Consider the following 18531-nt stretch of genomic DNA (forward strand, 5'->3'; position numbering starts at 1 on the left):
ATGCCAATATGCCAATGTGAATAATATATCAATGAGACTAATTAGAAAAGAAGTCTGAAGTTGAGAAGTGAAAAAGTCAAGATTTGGCTTACGCCAATTTGCAATTCATTTTCAATTGTCCATTTTCAATTATAAAATCTTGATTCTTAGCTCTTGATTTAAAAAAAATAATATGAACAACTTAAAGTTAGCTTATCGCAACCTGTTTAGAAAAAAACAGAACAGTCTGATCAAAATCCTTTCTCTCGGAACAGGATTAGCCGTTGGACTGGTCCTACTCTCAAAAGTCAGTTTCGAGCAGAATTACGACGATTTCTATCCCGATAACGAACGTATTTACCGTATAGAAACGAAGGTAGTACGAAACGATGAGCCCAAAGAGTATGGGCAGGTCAGCGGTGCAATTGCTCCCGGCATGAAAGCCGAAGTACCCGGTGTGGAAACTGCTACTCGTTCTACCGGACTGGCTGGCGGCACATTTTATACGCAGGAGAAAAACCGGTACAAAGGCTATTTTATCCTGGCTGATGAATGTTTTTTCGACCTGTTTCCACGCCCGATGATAGCCGGTAACGCCAAAGAAACACTCTCGCGCTCCATGCATGCGCTTATCTCCCACTCGCTGGCAAAAAAAATGGGTGGTGATGTCGTGGGAAAAATTATTGAACTGGAAGCGTATCCCGGCATAGAAATTACTATCGGCGGCGTTTTTGAAGATATTCCGGAAAACAGCTATGAGCGGTATGACGCCGTTGTTTCGCTGGTATCTATCGGACAATTTTACTGGGACGGAAGCAATAACTGGGTAGGAAACGACCGTTATCAGGGCTATGTAAAATTACAACCAGGCGTTACCCCGGAAAGCCTGGCGCCCGCTATCCGCCAAATGCAGGAAAAGAACCAACCGATCGAAGAAATAAGAAAAGCCGGTGTAGATATGACTTATGTACTTGCACCGCTGAACACATTGCACAGTAGTTCGAAAGAGGTGAAAAACATCATTCTCATACTAAGCATTATCGCTTTCGCACTGCTGCTGACCACGATGCTCAATTACTTGCTCATCGTCATTACTGCGTTGATGCACCGCGCCAAAGAAGTCGCCGTAAACAAATGCTACGGTGCATCGGGATTGAACATTGTACGGCTTATTTCGTCCGAGACCTTGCTGCACTTCCTGCTGGCACTCATGCTGGCAGCATTATTGCTCTTTTTCTTCAGGTCCACTATCGAAGAAATTTTGGGCGCATCGCTTACAGCACTTTTTTCTCAAAAAGCGCTATTGTTGCTGGCAGGGGTATTCACCGTTATCTTTATCTTTTCGGTAATTATCCCCGTAAACATATTGCAGCACATCCCTTTAGCCACTATTTTCCGTAACAACAAAAGATTCAAACAAAGCTGGAAACTGGCGCTGTTATTTGTCCAATTCGGTGCAGCGGCTTTCCTCTTCACACTCACGGGGGCTGTCAGCAAACAGTATAATTCCATGATAAACGACAACCCCGGATACGACTACCAGCACATAGCATATGTCTATTTGTCCGGAGTCGACAGTGTCCGCAAACAAACGCTGGAAACGGAATTAAGGCAGCTTACACCAGTAGAAACCACCTCATTTACATCCATAGTACCCCTCTATGGTATGTCCGGAAATAACGTACTTATACCGGGCGACGACCGCGAATTGTTTAATATCGCAGAAATGTACTACGCCGATGAGCACTTTCTTCCGTTGATGAATATCCCTGTCATAGCTGGCAGAAACTTCGGTGAGGACGACGATACCCGGAACGCTCTGGTAAGCGAATCATTCCGCAAAAGAATGAAAACCTTGGTCGATTGGGATGATGTAGTAGGAAAAGACGTAATTATAACAGAACATGAGGAACTATCGCGTATTGTCGGCGTTTTCCCGGATATCCGCATCAGCTCTTTCGGGTATCAGGATACACGCCCTGCCGTTTTGCATTTTGCAGCACATCGAGCCGACATTCTTCATTCCATGCAAAACTATCTGCTGGTAAAATTGAAAAATATCGACAGGGAAAGTCTGGGAGCTATCAACCAAAGCATAAGCCGGATATTACCGGAACGTGAAATTTCCTTTATCCCTTATACCGAAAGTATAATAAAAATGTACGAAAAAGAGCGGCTTTTCAGAAATACTATTCTGATAGGCGCACTCATCACGCTGATAATTTCTCTTATCGGGCTTATCGGGTATATCAACAACGAGATTTCATACCGTACCGCTGAAATAGCCATCCGTAAAATCAACGGAGCCACGCTTACCGATATCCTAAAGCTTTTTGCAAGAAATATTTTCTATATCGCTCTTCCCGCAGTAGTTACGGGATGCATTGCTACTCGTTTTGTCAGTGCAAAATGGATGGAGAATTTCAGTGAGCAATGGAGATTTGCGTTTTGGGAATATCTCGTTTGTGCATTGGCTTTGCTGATACTCATTGAGGTAGCAGTTATCATCAACTGTATAAAAACAGCCAATCAGAACCCGGTTGATTCGTTGAAAAAAGAATAATTCAATGTGTCAATGTACTAATATGCCAATGTGCCAATAAGATTAATGAAAAAAATATGCATTGTGAAGAATTTGGGATTTTTGGTTGGGGAGCTGGGTTTTTCTACTCTACTTTCTCATTTTTCCGCTCTCCACCATCCCATTCTTCACTTCTAAACTTCTTGACTTCTCAACTTCTAAAAAATAACAAACAACTTCTAAAAATAAACCAATTATGATCAAGATTAACGATTTAAGAAAAGTATTCCGTACCGAAGAGGTAGAAACCATCGCGTTGAACAATATCTCGATGGAAGTAAAAGAGGGTGAATTCGTGGCCATCATGGGGCCATCAGGTTGTGGTAAATCCACTTTGTTGAATATTCTCGGATTGCTGGATAACCCGACATCTGGTCAATACTGGCTCGACAACAAGGAGGTGGGACATCTCAAAGAAAAAGAGCGGACCCAAACCCGGAAAGGACAGATCGGATTTGTATTCCAGAGTTTCAACCTGATCGAAGAAATGACGGTATATGAAAACGTGGAACTACCTCTCACCTATCTTAAAGTAAAATCCGCCGAGCGCAAAAAACGGGTAGAAGAAGTACTCCGTCGTATGAATATCAGCCACCGGGCAGGACACTTCCCCAACCAGCTTTCTGGAGGACAGCAACAGCGTGTCGCCATCGCCCGTGCAGTGATCGCCAATCCCAAACTGATCCTCGCCGATGAGCCGACCGGTAACCTCGACTCCAAAAATGGGAAGGATGTGATGGACCTGCTCACCGAGCTCAACAGGGAAGGAACCACCATCGTGATGGTAACCCACTCACAACACGATGCCTCGTTTGCACATCGCATCGTCAACCTGTTCGACGGCCAGATCGTCACCGAGGTGCAGATGTAATAAATTAGGCAAGCGGTGTAATCTTCCGGACAATTGAAAATTTTCATCTATTTTCAATTGTCCATTGTCAATTAATTAAAGAACATGCTCAACTTAAAAACCTATCTCAAATTCCTTTCACGTAACAAACTCTATACGTTTGTTTCCATTGTCGGGTTTTCCATTTCATTGATGTTCGTCATCATCCTGGGATTGTATGTCAAGCAAGAATTATCGACCGATAATTTTCAGAAGAACAAAGACCGTATTTTCCTAATGACGCACGATTATCAACCCTACTTCGGTAATCCTGTCGCCTCTTATGTTAAGGACAAAACACCCGATGTGGAATCGTACGTGAGGCTACATTCCCGTAGTGTAGCCATCGGTCAGAGTGGAAATGATAAGGTTAAGGCAGAAGCACTGTTAGCCGACTCTGCTTTCTTCCACGTTTTTTCATATCCACTGATCGAGGGGAATCCGACAAAGGTATTGGAGGCACAAAAAAGTGTAGTGGTAAGCCGTACCTTCGCTGCAAAAACATTTGGCAGCGAAAACCCGGTTGGGAAAAGCCTTTTCATTGAAGGACATGAACATATAGTGACAGGCATAATGGAAGATATGCCCACAAATTCCATGCTCCCCAGTTCCGAAATAGTGATAAACTACCTCTCAATCTCACTATTTTGGGGTAACTGGGTGCTCGACACCTCTGACAACTTTGGTTTTACCATGTTCTTCATGGCGAACCAAGGAGCCGATCTTCCTTCAAAAGCTCCCATGTTGCTTGAAATGTTCAAAAAAGATTTTTGGTATTTCCAACGCGGATTATCCGAAAGCGTTGAGTTTATTCCTCTCAAAGAAGCCTATTTCCAAGTGAAGAACTCAGGATCTGCTGGTCTTCAGCATAACAGCATGACCACCATCACGGTATATATGGCAATCGCCATACTGGTTTTGGTAATTGCTCTATTGAATTATATCAATCTTACTGTGGCTCAGGCAGGATTCCGAGGCAAGGAATCAGCCATCAAAAAACTACTGGGTAGCAGCAAATCCAAATTGGTCACTCAGTTACTATCCGAGTCGTTGTTGATTACCACCATGACATTCCTGATCGGGTTACTACTTGCATTTCTCACGGAGCCATTTTTCAACAACGTACTGAATACTAAACTTAATCTGGCTCATCAGTTTACTCTGTCCATGGTGGGAATATCACTACTTCTCTTGCTTGTTGTTTCGTTTCTTGCGGGCATTATCCCAGCTTTGTTCATTTCCAATTTCGATCCGCTCGAAGTGGTGAAAGGGACTTTCTCCAGAAAAGTGAAGTCTTCCTATTCAAAAGTATTGATTATCTTCCAATACAGTGTGGCAATAGCCCTGCTTATTTCCACCATCTTTATCCAACGACAATCCAATTTTTTAATCAACTACGATATGGGTTATAATCGGGAAGGCATTCTAGAAATCAGAAATACGGCATTAGAAATAAAGCAATTAGATGGATTCAAATCTAAACTTCAGTCTATTTCCGGAGTAGAATTAGTATCGTTCTCATGTGGTACACCGCTTGGTAGCGGCAATAACTTGTCGTTCGAGGTGGATGGAGAACAGTTCAGTTTTCAGGAATTCTATGTAGATTCCACCTTTTTCCAAATATACGGCATCACTATTGAACCAACCGGAATTACCCCATCAGATGATACCTGGTGGTTAAACGAAAAGGGATACAAAGCACTACATGTGGATGCAATAACCCAAACATTCCGGGAAAGAGATGGGGACAAAAGAATTCAGGTAGCCGGCATCTTCAGCGATTTCAAGATAAGGGATCTGTATCGCGATTATTCTCAGCTGAGAATAAGATGGAGGAAAAGTGATGAAGGTCCATGGACTATCATTGTAAAGATGACACCCGGAAGCGATTATATCACCACGTCAAAGCAGATTGAGAAGGAGTATATACAATATACAGGCGGTGAACTGTTCGAGGCCCAGTTTGTGGATGAAGGGGTTCAACAGAATTACGAAAAGGTGAATAAAATGTCAACCATCATGAGTGCTTTTACTTTGCTGACTATTGTCATTATGGTGATGGGGGTATTCGCCATGTCACTTTACCTGATCCGCCAGAAGGAGAAAGAGATTGCCTTGCGGAAGATCAATGGTGCTACCGAAGAAGAGGTATTGATGCTTCTCAATAAGGATTCACTGAAAAGAGTGGTTATTGCCTTTGTGGTTGCCTGTCCAACTGCTTATTGGGCCATGACAAAATGGTTCGAGAATTTCCCTTACAAGATCTCGCTTTCTTGGTGGGTATTTGTCGTCGCCGGATTGGTAGTACTCCTTCTCACACTCATTTCGGTAAGTTATATGACCTGGAGAGCAGCACGGGCCAATCCAGTGGAGTCGTTGAAAGGAGAGTAGTTCAATGTGCCAATTATTCAATATGCCAATCGAAACGAAGTGGAGATCACAAAATGTTGGGATAAGACTAATTAGAAAAGAAGTATGAAGTTGAGAAGTGAAGAAGTAAAAATTTGGCTTACGCCGATTGTTAATTGACTATGTCGATTTGCAATTCATTGTCAATTGTCCATTTTCAATTATAAAAGTATTCGCTCTTCTGTCTAAAATAAAAACTATGAACATATCTGTAATTTTCCGTCGTCTTGTAAAAAGCAGATCCTTACGTATTGTGAATCTGCTGGGGCTATCGGTAATCTTTGCGTGCCTGCTCCTATCGTACCAATATATCTACAAGGAGTTCAGTTATGACCGTTTCAATGAAAATGCCAATCGTATCGCACGGCTATCGTTACAATATGGTGATAGGCCTTTGGACGGGAGGTTATACGTGGAAAACGTGGAGGCTGAATTAAAGGATATTGCCGGAATAGAGCAATTTGTCTCCATCACCAGAAATAATACAGGTATATTGACCTATGCGGGAGAGAAGCGTATCATCAACGACTTTTATTCGGTTTCACCCAATTTCTTCGAGGTATTCAGCTATCCGCTTTCCATAGGTGATCCGTCGAAAGTGTTGAAATCACCGGAAAGTATCCTTGTCAGCGGGTCATTGGCACAAGAACTGTTCGGTGATGAAAATCCCATGGGGAAAGAACTCTCACTCGAAGGCCGAAGATTGAATACAAAGACCTATTTCGTCAGCGGGGTCTTCGATGATTTTCCCGAAAATTCCCATTTTCATACCGACTTGATTTTTCACCGTACAGAAGGTAATCCCGACTGGGCGTATGTCTATCTTTTATTGAATGATATCAATACGCTTCCGCAGGTAAGGGAACATGTAGAAGTACATTACAATGCGAAGGAAGAAATTCCCGAGAAAGTGACCACTCACCTGATGTCGCTGACCGATATCCATCTTCATGGCCGGGCACAACGGGAAATGGAACTCAACGGAAATATCTATTATATCTATCTGATTGTAGGTGCCAACATCTTGCTACTGGTGGTGGTATTATTCAATTTATGGTTGAATCACAACCTTTTATTCTCCTACAACAAAAGGTATTATCAATTATTGAGACTAAACGGAGCGGACAATTCCACCATTCTCTATAACGAGGCAATACCGGCCTTCCTGATCGGCTTACTTTCCGTCCTGGTCGGTGGAATAACTGTCCACTACCTGTCACCCATCCTGCATTTCACAACACTCCCATTCCTATCCCACGGAACACTATGGTTGGTTCTCGGTTTTTTAGCACTTACCCTGTTCGTATCACTTATTCCCGTGCTGGCAAATATCTCTTCCACGCTTTTTAACAGTACCAGAAGTAGTCTCCATCCAATACGTTTTTCCTTTGCCAATATCAGGTATATGCTCGTGGTCCAGTATGCGATTGTGATATTTATCGTGATTATCTCATTCGGGATATCGAAACAACTCGACTTGATAAAAACGACACAAGTAGGCGGCAAGACAGAAAACATTCTCGTGATGGAGGAACAACCTCGTGAGGTAATAGAACGTCTTGAATTACTGAAAACGGAACTACTCAAACATCCCGAGATAGAGCTGGTCACCACCGCTTTCCAGTTACCCGGCACCGCTATCCGCGATGGAGTAAGAGTGACAATAGAAGGCGAGAGTGAACCCATACCACTACCAGTTCTCGTGGTCGGCGAAGATTTCTTCTCGTTCTTCGGCATAAAAACCATTGCCGGCAAGGTATTCGACCCACCCAAAATAAGTTATAATGAAGAATTCAACATGATGATGAATTTTTTTATGGATAAATCCTCCTCTCCGAATGTCACCGAACAATATATGCTCAACCGGAGGGCATTGGATATCTTTGGATTCCACGCTCCCGAAGAGGCGATCGGAAAAAACATTCAATTCTCGCAAGGTGCACTGGATTATATCAGCAAAGGCACCATATGCGGTGTAACCAATGATTTTACCTATATCAATATCTACGAAGACTCCATCCCGTTGCTGATCATGCAGAGACAGATGTTCCAGCATTGTCTTATGCTGAAATTCGTGCCAGACAAGCAGGCAGAGGGATTGAAGGCTTTCAATAAGGTATGGGACAAGCTGAATCCCGATTACCCTACCAATTACAGTTTCCTGCAGGATGTCTATGGGAAAGTCTATCGGAACGAGTTCAACGCGGGGCGACTTGTCAATCTGTTCTCACTACTGTGCCTTATTATTGCCAACCTGGGATTGATCATCTTTATGGCATTTATTGTCAAACGGCGTCGTAAAGAAATTGCTATCCGCAAAGTTAACGGAGCGCAACCCGGACAGATCATCCGGATGTTGAACAGGAGCTTTATCTTCCGGATCAGCATCGCTTTTGTGATTGCCTCTCCTCTCGCCTGGTGGGTAATGCGGCAATGGCTGACCAACTTCGCCCATAAGACCACACTCGACTGGTGGATATTCGCACTGGCAGGTATTGCTGTATTGCTGTTATCGGCCGCATCTGTGTCATGGCAAAGCTGGCGGGCTTCCACTCAAAACCCTGCCGATGTGGTTAAAAGTGAATGAAATTTTTAGAACATCGGATTACTCTGTTGAAGAAATGCATGATCCTGTGATTGGATATAAATTAAAATTAATTAAAAAATAATGCAACGTTTTTCTTTCCTATACGTCTTGATAATATAAACCCTTTCTTTGTACCACTACTGAATTAAAAACAGGCAAACAGATATGAAACGATCAGCAAAATTCTTTTTGATTGGAATACTTTTTTCCATCTCCCATCTTTGGCAGACCAACCTACATGCACAATCAACTTTTTCGAACTCAAAAGGAGCTATCGGCATCACCTATTCCGGTTCATTGGACAACCAGGCCTACTATTTTGAAAGCCTTGAAGGAACAGCCGGATATAACGGCAAAGGGTATTATTCTCTTGGAATTACCTATATACACCCTCTCACAAAACGTTTGGATATAGAAACCGGCATCTCTTATAGTAAATATAAGTATCAAGTCGGTAGTACGCCACCGCCAGGCCAGGGTACACCAAAGCCCTACAATGTAACGAATGACGTAGTCGATATACCGGTAACTGTTCGATGGACATTTCTCAAGCATTTCTTTTTGAACGGAGGATTGTTACTCGGAATAGATACCGGAAAAGAGAATGATTTGGATAGCCAGACCGGTATTGGAGCGATGATCGGTGTCGGGGCAAAATATGACTTGAAAAATATACCGATAGGCTTCTTTTTCAATCCCTATTTCAAAATGCATAGCTTGCTTCCGTTTTCTTTGGATAATTATCATCAGCGAACAGACGAAAGCGGCTTCCGGTTGGGTGTCGTCTATCACCTTCCGTAAAATCAACCTTATTTCCGGTCGATACGAAAATGATCAACGATTTTCTTTCAAGTTGGGAATTCCTTTCTTATTTTTCCTTGTACATCGTGCTGAACGATACGATATTCGTGGAAAGGAGGTTGATTTCGTGGCAAGAAAAAGAGATCGGCTGATCTATCTTCAATCAACTTATCTACTGGCAGACGAACAAACTATTCGCCCGGAATATGCCCCATTGGAAGCTATACACGATAATTACGAAAAGTTTGTCGTTTCACTCGACGATCTCTCCTTGCCTTCCAACAGCGGCATTCGTCATATCCAAGCGTGGAAGCTGGCAAAAGAGATAATTGACAATTTCTAAAACCCGTTGATAACTTCTGCCGGTATCTCCTCCAACCTTGGCCGATTTTCCGTATATTTGTAAAATATAGGATGCGCCTCAGGTAAGCTCAAACAAGTTTGGCTTACCGTTCGGCTTTCACTATATTTGCCCTACTCAGAACGAAAAAAAATCGACCAATTTATATGCATCCGTTTGTACATCTACACGTTCACTCGCAATATTCGCTACTCGACGGCCAGGCAAGCATACAGCGCCTGATCGACAAAGCAATCGGTGACGGCATGAAAGCGCTGGCACTCACCGACCATGGAGCCATGTACGGCATCAAGGAGTTTCTCAATTACGCCGGCAAGAAAAATGCGCCGGTGAATGGTGAGATTAAAAAAATAAAAGGAGAGATCAGCGAACTGGAAAAAAACGGAGAAAGCGAAGAAAAAATCGGACAACTCCGCCAAAAACTCTCCGAAACGGAAAGTAAACTCTTTAAACCGATCGTGGGATGTGAATGCTACGTTGCACGGCGCAGCCGCCACTTGCAGTCGGAGAAGATCGACGGTAGCGGATGGCACTTAGTGGTATTGGCTAAAAACTTGCAAGGATATAAAAACCTGATCAAGATGGTTTCCAAAAGCTGGACTGAAGGTTTTTACTACCGCCCCCGTATCGACAAGGAACTGCTGGAACAATACCACGAGGGACTGATTGTCTCCTCCGCCTGTCTCGGAGGAGAGATCTCCCGGAAGATCGACAGCGGACAGTTACAGGAAGCCGAAGAGGCAGTGCAATGGTTCAAAAACCTTTTCGGTGAAGATTATTATATTGAACTGCAACGACATAAAACCGATCGCATCGATGCCGACCAGACTACTTATCCCAAACAGGAGCGGGTAAATCAGGAACTGATACGTATCGCCAGGAAGTATGATGTAAAGATCATCGCGACCAACGATGTCCATTTCGTCAACGAAGAGGATGCCGACGCGCACGACCGCCTTATCTGCCTGAGTACGGGTAAGGATTTTGATGATCCCAACCGGATGCGATACACTAAGCAGGAGTGGCTGAAGACTACCGCCGAGATGAATCAGATCTTCGCCGATATCCCCGAATCGCTCACCAACACGCTGGAGGTAGCGGCAAAGATTGAAAACTATTCGATTGATCACGCCGCACTGATGCCCTTCTATCCTATTGACCCGACATTCGGTACCGAAGAGAGTTACAAAGAAAAATATTCGGAAGCAGTGCTGATCAAAGAGTTCGGCGAAGCCAATTTCAAACGTCTGGGTGGTTACGACAAGGTGGTACGTATCAAACTGGAGGCTGATTACCTCACTTACCTCACAAGGGAAGGTGCCCGCAAGCGGTATGGTGATGCCCTTACTCCCGAAGTCGAAGAACGGCTCGATTTCGAACTGGATACCATCAAGACGATGGGTTTTCCCGGTTACTTCCTCATCGTACAGGATTTTATCAATGCTGCAAGATCGATGGATGTGGCCGTCGGTCCGGGACGTGGATCGGCAGCAGGATCAGCAGCGGCCTACTGCCTGCGGATTACCGATATCGACCCGTTGAAGTACGACCTGCTGTTCGAGCGTTTCCTCAACCCCGACCGTATCTCGATGCCCGATATCGATATCGATTTCGATGATGAAGGTCGCGGCAAAGTACTACGCTGGGTAACTGAGAAATATGGTAGCGAAAGGGTAGCCCACATCATCACCTATGGTACCATGGCCACCAAATCATCTATCCGCGACGTGGCACGGGTACACAAACTGCCCCTGTCGGAATCGAACCGGTTGGCCAAACTCATCCCCGACAGGATACCCAATGTCAAAAAAATCAACCTGAAAGCAGCGATCGAAAATGTACCTGAGTTGCAGGAAGCCGCCCAAAGCAATGACCCTTTGGTGAAAGATACACTGAAATATGCCGGAATGCTCGAAGGAAACGTACGAAGTACGGGAGTACATGCCTGTGGTGTAATTATCGGCCAGACCGATATCTCCGACATAGTCCCAATCAGCACGGCGGAAGATAAGGAAACCAGGGAGAAACTGCTCGTCACCCAATACGAAGGCTCGGTGATCGAAGAGACGGGATTGATCAAAATGGACTTCCTCGGACTCAAAACACTCTCCATCATCAAGGATGCTGTTTCTATCATCGAGCAAAACCGGGGGATCAAGGTGGATATCGACGCCATCGATATGAATGATGCTGCCACCTATCAACTCTATTGTAACGGACAAACTACCGGAACATTCCAGTTTGAGTCGGCGGGCATGCAGAAATACCTCAAGGAGCTGCAACCAAGCAAGTTTGAAGACCTGATAGCCATGAATGCCCTTTACCGGCCGGGCCCCATGGACTATATCCCTTCATTTGTAGCCCGTAAGCATGGCAGGGAGGAGATCGCGTACGATATCCCCATCATGGAGAAGTACCTGGATGAGACCTACGGGATTACCGTCTATCAGGAACAGGTGATGCTTCTCTCCCGTCTGCTTGCCAATTTCACCCGTGGACAATCGGACGAGTTGCGCAAGGCGATGGGGAAGAAGCTGATAGACAAGATGAATGCTCTGAAGGAGAAGTTTATCGCCGGCGGCACCAAGAATGGTCATGATGCCAAGGTACTCAATAAGATATGGGCCGACTGGGAGAAATTTGCCTCCTATGCGTTCAACAAATCGCACGCCACCTGCTATTCATGGGTAGCCTACCAAACGGCATGGCTCAAAGCCAACTACCCGTCGGAATACATGGCGGCAGTACTCTCCAACAACCTGAACAACATCACTGAAATTACCAAGTTCATGGATGAATGCATGGCGATGGGCATCAACGTGCTTCCTCCCGACGTAAATGAATCACTGCTGAAATTTTCGGTCAATGATGCGGGTGATGTTCGTTTTGGGCTGGCTGCCATCAAGAGTGTGGGGCAAAACGCGGTAAATGATATCATTGCCGAGCGTAAAAAAAACGGCCGATTCAGGGATATTTTCGACTTCGTAGAACGGATAAACCTCTCATCCTGCAATAAAAAGAATATCGAAGCGCTGGCGATGGCGGGGGCTTTCGATTCCTTCCCCGGCATACAGAGAGAACACTTTGCCGCACAGAACAGTAAGGGGGAGGAATTCCTCGAGACCCTTATCCGTTACGGTAATAAGTACCAACAGGACAAAATTGCAGCGATGAATTCACTCTTCGGCGACGATACTTCCTTTCAGATAGCTCGTCCTGAAATTCCGCAAGTTGCCCGTTGGTCCGATCTGGAAAGACTGAATAAAGAGAGGGAGTTAATCGGGATTTACCTTTCGGCACATCCGCTGGATGAATATGAGTTTATCCTCAAGTATGTATGTAATGCCGATACGCAGCAACTACAGGATCTCGATTCACTCAACGGGAAAGATATCACCTTCGGAGGTATTATTACTGCTGTTCGGGAAGGACAGACCAAAAGGGGTTCACCCTATACCATTTTCAAACTTGAAGATTATGCGGGTAAATTTGAGATTGCGCTTTTCAGCGAAGACAGTGTAAATTTCGGCAGATACGCACGTATAGGTCTTTCGGTTTATATCCAGGGAAAAGTACAGCCCAAGACATACCGTCCGGAGGAGATGGAAGTAAAAATCACATCCATCTCCCTGCTATCCGAAGTGAAGGATAAATTAGTGTCAAAGATTACACTTCAGATACCTCTTTCAGAGATAGATGATACTTCAGTAACTGAATTATCGGCACTTGTAAAAAACAATTCCGGAAATTCATTGTTATATTTCCAAATCATCGGCGAAGAACCGCACATGAGAATTCAGTTGTTTTCACGGCCGGCTAAAATTCAAGTCAATAAACGGTTCATCGATTACTTAAAGAACAATCTTTCAATAGACTTTACAATTAACTAATCAATAATAAAAAAAAGAGAAATATGGCGCTTCAAATTACAGATGCAAGCCTTGACTCAGTATTGGATACAGACAAACTGGTGGTCATAGACTTTTGGGCAGAATGGTGCGGTCCCTGCAAGATGATCGGACCGATCATCGAAGAGATCGGAGAAGAATACAAGGACAAAATAGTTGTGGGCAAACTAAATGTGGATGACAACGACGATACTACCGCAAAATATGGTATCCGCAATATTCCCACCGTGCTCTTCATCAAAAACGGAAAAGTTGTGGACAAACTGGTAGGTGCAGGTCCTAAAACCCTTTTCACTGATAAGATCAATAAACTTATGTAAATATAATCTTTATAGCATAAAAAAACATCCCGGCAATGAACTGTCGGGATGTTTTTGTTTGATGCTTACACTCACTACCTAATAGTGTCAATATTCATCTTCATTGAAGAAGAAATCTTCCTTACTGGGATAATCGGGCCAAATATCTTCTATCGATTCAAATATTTCACCATCCTCTTCAATTTCCTGAAGATTCTCAATCACCTCCAATGGAGCGCCGGATCGTTGGGCATAATCAATCAATTCATCTTTTGTAGCGGGCCAGGGAGCATCCTCTAGTTTCGAGGCCAATTCAAGTGTCCAATACATTGATTATTTATTTAATTTGTTGTTAGTGTAATTTTTCGCAAATGTATAAAAACTTTTTATATATCACCTTGTTCCCAAAATATTTCTTCTGAGGTTTTATTACTTTCATAGCGTGCTAACACAAAAAAGTAGTCTGATAGCCGATTGATAAAAATAAGCACCTCATCTGCAACGGGAAATTTTTCGGCTACACGGTACACATTCCTTTCCGCCCGCCGTGCCACGGTACGGCATATATGTGCTCGCGCAGCCGCTTCATTGCCTCCGGGTAGTACGAATCGGGTCAGACGCGGAAGCTCACTATCGATCATATCGATCTGTTCTTCAACACGAGAGATATCCTTTTCGGAAATAATGCTCGCCGCCTTAGGATCCTTACTCTCAGTCTCTGTGGCCAGATAGGAACCTACAGTAAAGAGTTTATGCTGAAGGTAGCGGAGAAAATCACGATGAGCGCTCTCCTCCATGACACAATTCAACCAGCCGATATAGCTGTTTAACTCATCCACAGTACCATACGCATCAAGGCGAATATGCGTCTTACTTACCCGCATTCCTCTCACCAACGAAGTAGTACCCTTGTCACCAGTCTTTGTATATACTATACTTTTTTTCATAATTCAGTAGTTATTCATGCTTCGCCGTTATTCAGTAGTTATTCATTCACTTCGTTCATGTTATTCGATAGTAACAACAGAACCACAACCGAATCACAACTGAACATCCATTGTCGCATTCACACCAGATAATTCGCCTTACTAAGATCCGGTCTGAGGAATACAATTCCCGTATCCTTCAGGTCGAAAGTCATCCGTGTCCTCTCATCAAGAACGATTTTATTCCAAAATTGTTTACCAATTCCTTTTTTTATCGCACCAAACACCCAGAAAGTGTTGGAATGGCTCATCTCTAACAAAGTTTGTATATCCGGAATACAACTTCTCTGAAAATCTACAAAAATAGCATCATAAGTTTCACCTTCACAATCGGAGAGGGAAGAAATCATCTTCCACTTCCGATCTGTCTGCTCTTGAAGCCTTCCTGCCACAGCAATTTTCTCAGTTTCTACCTCCAGACATTTACAATGGATACGCGACGAAAGAGCAGTAAGAAACAGGCTGTTTATCCCGATACCCGAGTTGATCTCTAAAATATTTTCGGCTTGAAGATAATGTACCAAACGAAAAGAAAGATAATTGAACCGGGTGATATACTCGGGGCTGATGTCGTTTTGCGATAACGTTTCCCAGATATCGAAAAAAGCATAGAAATGGTGAGGAGAATAAATCACGTTAGTGATCAGATCGAAAGCAAAAGGAGAATGAATACCATACCCTTTCGACTGTCTTTTGCGTAAAAGCCACGGGAAGCGGGCATAGAACCATCTCTCACAATAATCTACATATCTAGCCAGCCAATTAAAGCTTACCATGAGAATTTATTCCGATTTCTGGATAAGAGCCACCGCGTAAGCGGTGATACCCTCTTCACGACCGACAAATCCCATTTTCTCGGAGGTGGTTGCCTTGATGGAAATAAGGGAGCTGTCCACCGCCATCACTTCGGCCAATACCTGCTGCATGGCAGGAATATGTGGATTGAGCTTGGGTTGCTCCGCACAGACGGTTGCATCGATATTTCCAAGGCTATACCCCTTTTCTCTTAGTAACTTCATCGTATCTCCCAGGAGCAGCTTACTGTCTACATTGTGGTATTCGGGAGAAGTGTCGGGAAAGTGATAACCAATATCACGCAGGTTCGCTGCCCCCAAAAGAGCATCACAGATCGCATGAATCAGTACATCGGCATCGGAATGTCCCAGCAATCCCTTTTCATAATCCAGTTTTATCCCTCCTATCCGGAGTTCCCTCCCTTTCTGAAGACGGTGCATATCGTAACCGAAACCAACCCGTATCTGCATATTCTTACCTCATTAAATTCCTTATGCCTTCAATATCGAACCCCAGGGAAAATCGCAACGTCTGATCCAACGGATTCGACTGGGCTGTCGACACCAGATAAGCGGCATCAATCTGAAAGATATTACTCCTGAAACCGGCGCCAAAAGCAAAATAGCGACGATTACCCTTATACTCGTTCTCATGATGGTAGCCTGTCCTGAGCGAGAATCGGTTGTCGTACCGGTATTCCACCCCGAACGACCACATGACCTCCTGCATTTCTTCCCTGAATCCACCGGGCGCATCACCAAACGATTTGAAAATACCCCCGATAGAAGAGATATTATTATATTTTTCCACCCGTCGCTGTGCCTCCTCGTCGGTTTCATCCTCCGATGCCAACGTAGGAGTAGGAACCAGTAGCTTATTGACATCAAAACTGAGAGAGAGCGTATTCTTCGGATCTACCGGATAACCTAAAGAAGCACCCACCCGTAAGTTCGCGGGAAGGAACATGGAACTGTTTCCCCCATCATAAGATATTTTTGTTCCAATATTGGAGATATTGAATCCTAAGCCAAGAAGCATCTCAGAACGTCCCATATAAAAATAGGATTCATTGTAGCCAGAAATGTCGGCTGCAAAAGCATTTCCCGGCGTCGTCTCATCGTCTCCGGTAGAATAGTCGGCGTGGATATAACGCAATGTAACTGCTCCCGAAAATGTTTCGGTAAGCTTTCTGGAATAAGCCACATCGAATGCGAACTCATGAGGTGAGATACTCTGCCAGAACTCATCGCTCAGGCTACCCACCTCTATATCTCCCAACGAGAAATAACGTAATGACGTACTGATAGCATTCAGCTTATCGTCTCCGAATCTCCAATATCCCGATGCATAAAGCATATTAATATCACTAACCAGTTTACTGAGCCATGGCGTATAGGAGAACGCAATTCCACCCTCACCCGAAATAAATGGATATTTTGCTGCATTCCAATGTTGGGAATAGACGTCAGGCATGGTAGCTGCCCCTATATCCCCCATACCTCCTCCCCTGGCATCGGGTGCAATCTGGAGAGATGGTAACGCCACCGGGATCGGATTATACTCCTGCCCTCTGACAGAGAAGGTCGTTGTTATGCAGAGCATACAGCAAATTATAGTAAGAATTGCTTTATTCATGTTGTTACGATATAATGGTTGATTGAATATCATTTCACACGGAAATCCAACAGCTTCCGCTCTTCGAGATAGCCCACCAGATGATCGTCGATCGCTACCGGTCCGATACCGGCAGGAGTTCCTGTAAAAATAAGGTCTCCTATCTTCAAGGTAAAGAACCGGCTGATATAGGCAATAATTTTATCTACCGGGTAGATCATCTCGCTGGTGTTACCCTGCTGAACCGTCTCGTTATTGATTTCAAGGTGGAAATTCACGTTTTGGATATCAGCCACTTCCTCTTTAGAAATAAACCCTCCTATAGCGGCAGAATTATCAAATCCTTTTGCGATTTCCCACGGTAAGCCCAATTCTTTTTGCTTCCTTTGCAGATCGCGTGCCGTGAAGTCTATACCCACCGTTATCTCGTCATAATAGCGATGAGCAAAACGTTCACCTATATTTTTTCCCAAGCGGTTTATTTTCACCACCAACTCCGTCTCGTAATGCACATCATCCGAAAAATCGGGCAGGAAGAAGGGCTTTCCGTCTTTCAACAAAGCGGTATCCGGTTTCATGAAAATAACCGGCTCCTTACTTTGAAACGTACGTTCCATCTCTTTATTGTGAGAGGCGTAATTCAATCCGACAGCAAAAATCTTCATTTCAAAATCTATCCGTTCAATCGGTTAAACATAACGGCAAGGTGTGCATAAAGGGAGGTATTTTGCAAAACGATACCTTCCGGCACACGAATCCGGAAAGGTGTAAAATTCCAGATAGCCTTAACCCCTCCACGGATCATATATTCCGACACCTCCTGGGCGGCTCCCGGCGGCACGGTGAGAATCCCTATCTCCGCCTTCATCATCTTGTTCCGTTCAATAAATTCATTGGAATGGAATACCGGAATATCTCCTATCGAGTGATTAACAATTGTCGTATTCACATCATAGCCGGCGATTATTTTCAAACCGAACTGCTCCAGACCAGAGTCCGATAATAATGCTGCTCCCAGGCTTCCTACTCCGAAGACAACGGCCGTATGCGTGTTGGTAAATCCAAGAAACGATTCCAGGACATTGATCAGATCGTCAATATCGTACCCGACTCTCGTCTTGCCGGTCACATCAACATAAGAGAGATCTTTTGCAATTTGTGAAGCTGAGACATCTATTTTTTTTGCAATACGGGTAGAAGAAACAATAGTTTCACCCTGACTTTTAAGCAGTTTCACATAAGATAAATACCAGGGAAGCCTTCTGAGGGCCGGTTCAGGTATTTTTGTGGAATATATCAGGTCTGGCATACCTTTGTAATCT

General features: G+C 44.1%; 14 protein-coding genes and 1 pseudogene. 8 read left to right on the forward strand and 7 right to left on the reverse strand.

Features of this window, described 5'->3' with window-relative positions; genetic code table 11:
• Positions 1-172: 172 nt before the first annotated feature.
• The 8 genes and pseudogenes from VB073_RS04455 (at position 173) to trxA (ending at position 13835) form a co-directional block, all read left to right on the forward strand.
• A complete protein-coding gene (locus tag VB073_RS04455) occupies positions 173-2542 on the forward strand; it encodes an ABC transporter permease (RefSeq protein ID WP_323402942.1) in 2370 nt (789 codons plus the stop codon).
• Positions 2543-2756: 214 nt separating this feature from the next.
• Complete coding sequence (locus VB073_RS04460) at positions 2757-3431, forward strand: ABC transporter ATP-binding protein (RefSeq protein ID WP_323402943.1); 675 nt, start codon at positions 2757-2759, stop codon at positions 3429-3431.
• Positions 3432-3515: 84 nt separating this feature from the next.
• The gene (locus VB073_RS04465; protein WP_323402944.1) at positions 3516-5840 is read left to right on the forward strand and encodes an ABC transporter permease; all 2325 of its coding nucleotides are present in this window, start codon (positions 3516-3518) and stop codon (positions 5838-5840) included.
• A gap of 217 nt (positions 5841-6057) precedes the next feature.
• A complete protein-coding gene (locus VB073_RS04470) occupies positions 6058-8445 on the forward strand; it encodes an ABC transporter permease (protein WP_323402945.1) in 2388 nt (795 codons plus the stop codon).
• A 165-nt stretch (positions 8446-8610) separates the two neighbouring features.
• The gene (locus VB073_RS04475) at positions 8611-9246 is read left to right on the forward strand and encodes an outer membrane beta-barrel protein (RefSeq protein WP_323402946.1); all 636 of its coding nucleotides are present in this window, start codon (positions 8611-8613) and stop codon (positions 9244-9246) included.
• Positions 9247-9352: 106 nt separating this feature from the next.
• Positions 9353-9589: pseudogene (locus tag VB073_RS04480) on the forward strand (ATP-binding protein); the annotation flags it as partial.
• A gap of 164 nt (positions 9590-9753) precedes the next feature.
• Entirely contained in the window at positions 9754-13497 is a 3744-nt protein-coding gene (gene dnaE, locus VB073_RS04485) for a DNA polymerase III subunit alpha (protein ID WP_323402947.1), read from the forward strand.
• Between the two features lie 23 nt (positions 13498-13520).
• Positions 13521-13835, forward strand: coding sequence for a thioredoxin (gene trxA, locus VB073_RS04490; protein ID WP_323402948.1), 315 nt, complete (start codon positions 13521-13523; stop codon positions 13833-13835).
• A gap of 87 nt (positions 13836-13922) precedes the next feature.
• Here trxA and VB073_RS04495 read toward each other — a convergent pair whose 3' ends face one another.
• From VB073_RS04495 to VB073_RS04525, 7 genes are all read right to left on the reverse strand, one after another.
• Positions 13923-14144, reverse strand: a complete 222-nt coding sequence (locus tag VB073_RS04495; RefSeq protein ID WP_019538324.1) for a DUF2795 domain-containing protein — start codon at positions 14142-14144, stop codon at positions 13923-13925.
• 56 nt (positions 14145-14200) lie between these two features.
• A complete protein-coding gene (locus VB073_RS04500; protein ID WP_323402949.1) occupies positions 14201-14761 on the reverse strand; it encodes a cob(I)yrinic acid a,c-diamide adenosyltransferase in 561 nt (186 codons plus the stop codon).
• A gap of 119 nt (positions 14762-14880) precedes the next feature.
• Entirely contained in the window at positions 14881-15576 is a 696-nt protein-coding gene (locus VB073_RS04505; RefSeq protein WP_323402950.1) for a hypothetical protein, read from the reverse strand.
• 6 nt (positions 15577-15582) lie between these two features.
• A complete protein-coding gene (ispF, locus tag VB073_RS04510) occupies positions 15583-16065 on the reverse strand; it encodes a 2-C-methyl-D-erythritol 2,4-cyclodiphosphate synthase (protein ID WP_323402951.1) in 483 nt (160 codons plus the stop codon).
• A gap of 4 nt (positions 16066-16069) precedes the next feature.
• Positions 16070-17230 carry a type IX secretion system outer membrane channel protein PorV gene (porV, locus tag VB073_RS04515; protein WP_323402952.1) on the reverse strand — a complete coding sequence of 387 codons (1161 nt, stop codon included), beginning with the start codon at positions 17228-17230 and terminating at the stop codon, positions 16070-16072.
• A gap of 29 nt (positions 17231-17259) precedes the next feature.
• Entirely contained in the window at positions 17260-17874 is a 615-nt protein-coding gene (locus tag VB073_RS04520) for a fumarylacetoacetate hydrolase family protein (protein ID WP_323402953.1), read from the reverse strand.
• An 8-nt stretch (positions 17875-17882) separates the two neighbouring features.
• Positions 17883-18518 carry a redox-sensing transcriptional repressor Rex gene (locus VB073_RS04525; protein WP_323402954.1) on the reverse strand — a complete coding sequence of 212 codons (636 nt, stop codon included), beginning with the start codon at positions 18516-18518 and terminating at the stop codon, positions 17883-17885.
• Positions 18519-18531 lie beyond the last annotated feature (13 nt).

This window comes from Proteiniphilum sp., assembly GCF_034927365.1.
Classification (GTDB): Bacteria; Bacteroidota; Bacteroidia; order Bacteroidales; family Dysgonomonadaceae; genus Proteiniphilum.

Coding starts and splice junctions, on each gene's coding strand:
- dnaE (WP_323402947.1), top strand. CDS start 9,754: ATGCATCCGTTTGTACATCTACACGTTCACTCGCAATATTCGCTACTC.
- VB073_RS04525 (WP_323402954.1), bottom strand. CDS start 18,518: ATGCCAGACCTGATATATTCCACAAAAATACCTGAACCGGCCCTCAGA.
- VB073_RS04500 (WP_323402949.1), bottom strand. CDS start 14,761: ATGAAAAAAAGTATAGTATATACAAAGACTGGTGACAAGGGTACTACT.
- VB073_RS04465 (WP_323402944.1), top strand. CDS start 3,516: ATGCTCAACTTAAAAACCTATCTCAAATTCCTTTCACGTAACAAACTC.
- VB073_RS04470 (WP_323402945.1), top strand. CDS start 6,058: ATGAACATATCTGTAATTTTCCGTCGTCTTGTAAAAAGCAGATCCTTA.
- VB073_RS04460 (WP_323402943.1), top strand. CDS start 2,757: ATGATCAAGATTAACGATTTAAGAAAAGTATTCCGTACCGAAGAGGTA.
- VB073_RS04520 (WP_323402953.1), bottom strand. CDS start 17,874: ATGAAGATTTTTGCTGTCGGATTGAATTACGCCTCTCACAATAAAGAG.
- VB073_RS04455 (WP_323402942.1), top strand. CDS start 173: ATGAACAACTTAAAGTTAGCTTATCGCAACCTGTTTAGAAAAAAACAG.
- trxA (WP_323402948.1), top strand. CDS start 13,521: ATGGCGCTTCAAATTACAGATGCAAGCCTTGACTCAGTATTGGATACA.
- porV (WP_323402952.1), bottom strand. CDS start 17,230: ATGAATAAAGCAATTCTTACTATAATTTGCTGTATGCTCTGCATAACA.
- VB073_RS04505 (WP_323402950.1), bottom strand. CDS start 15,576: ATGGTAAGCTTTAATTGGCTGGCTAGATATGTAGATTATTGTGAGAGA.
- VB073_RS04475 (WP_323402946.1), top strand. CDS start 8,611: ATGAAACGATCAGCAAAATTCTTTTTGATTGGAATACTTTTTTCCATC.
- VB073_RS04495 (WP_019538324.1), bottom strand. CDS start 14,144: ATGTATTGGACACTTGAATTGGCCTCGAAACTAGAGGATGCTCCCTGG.
- ispF (WP_323402951.1), bottom strand. CDS start 16,065: ATGCAGATACGGGTTGGTTTCGGTTACGATATGCACCGTCTTCAGAAA.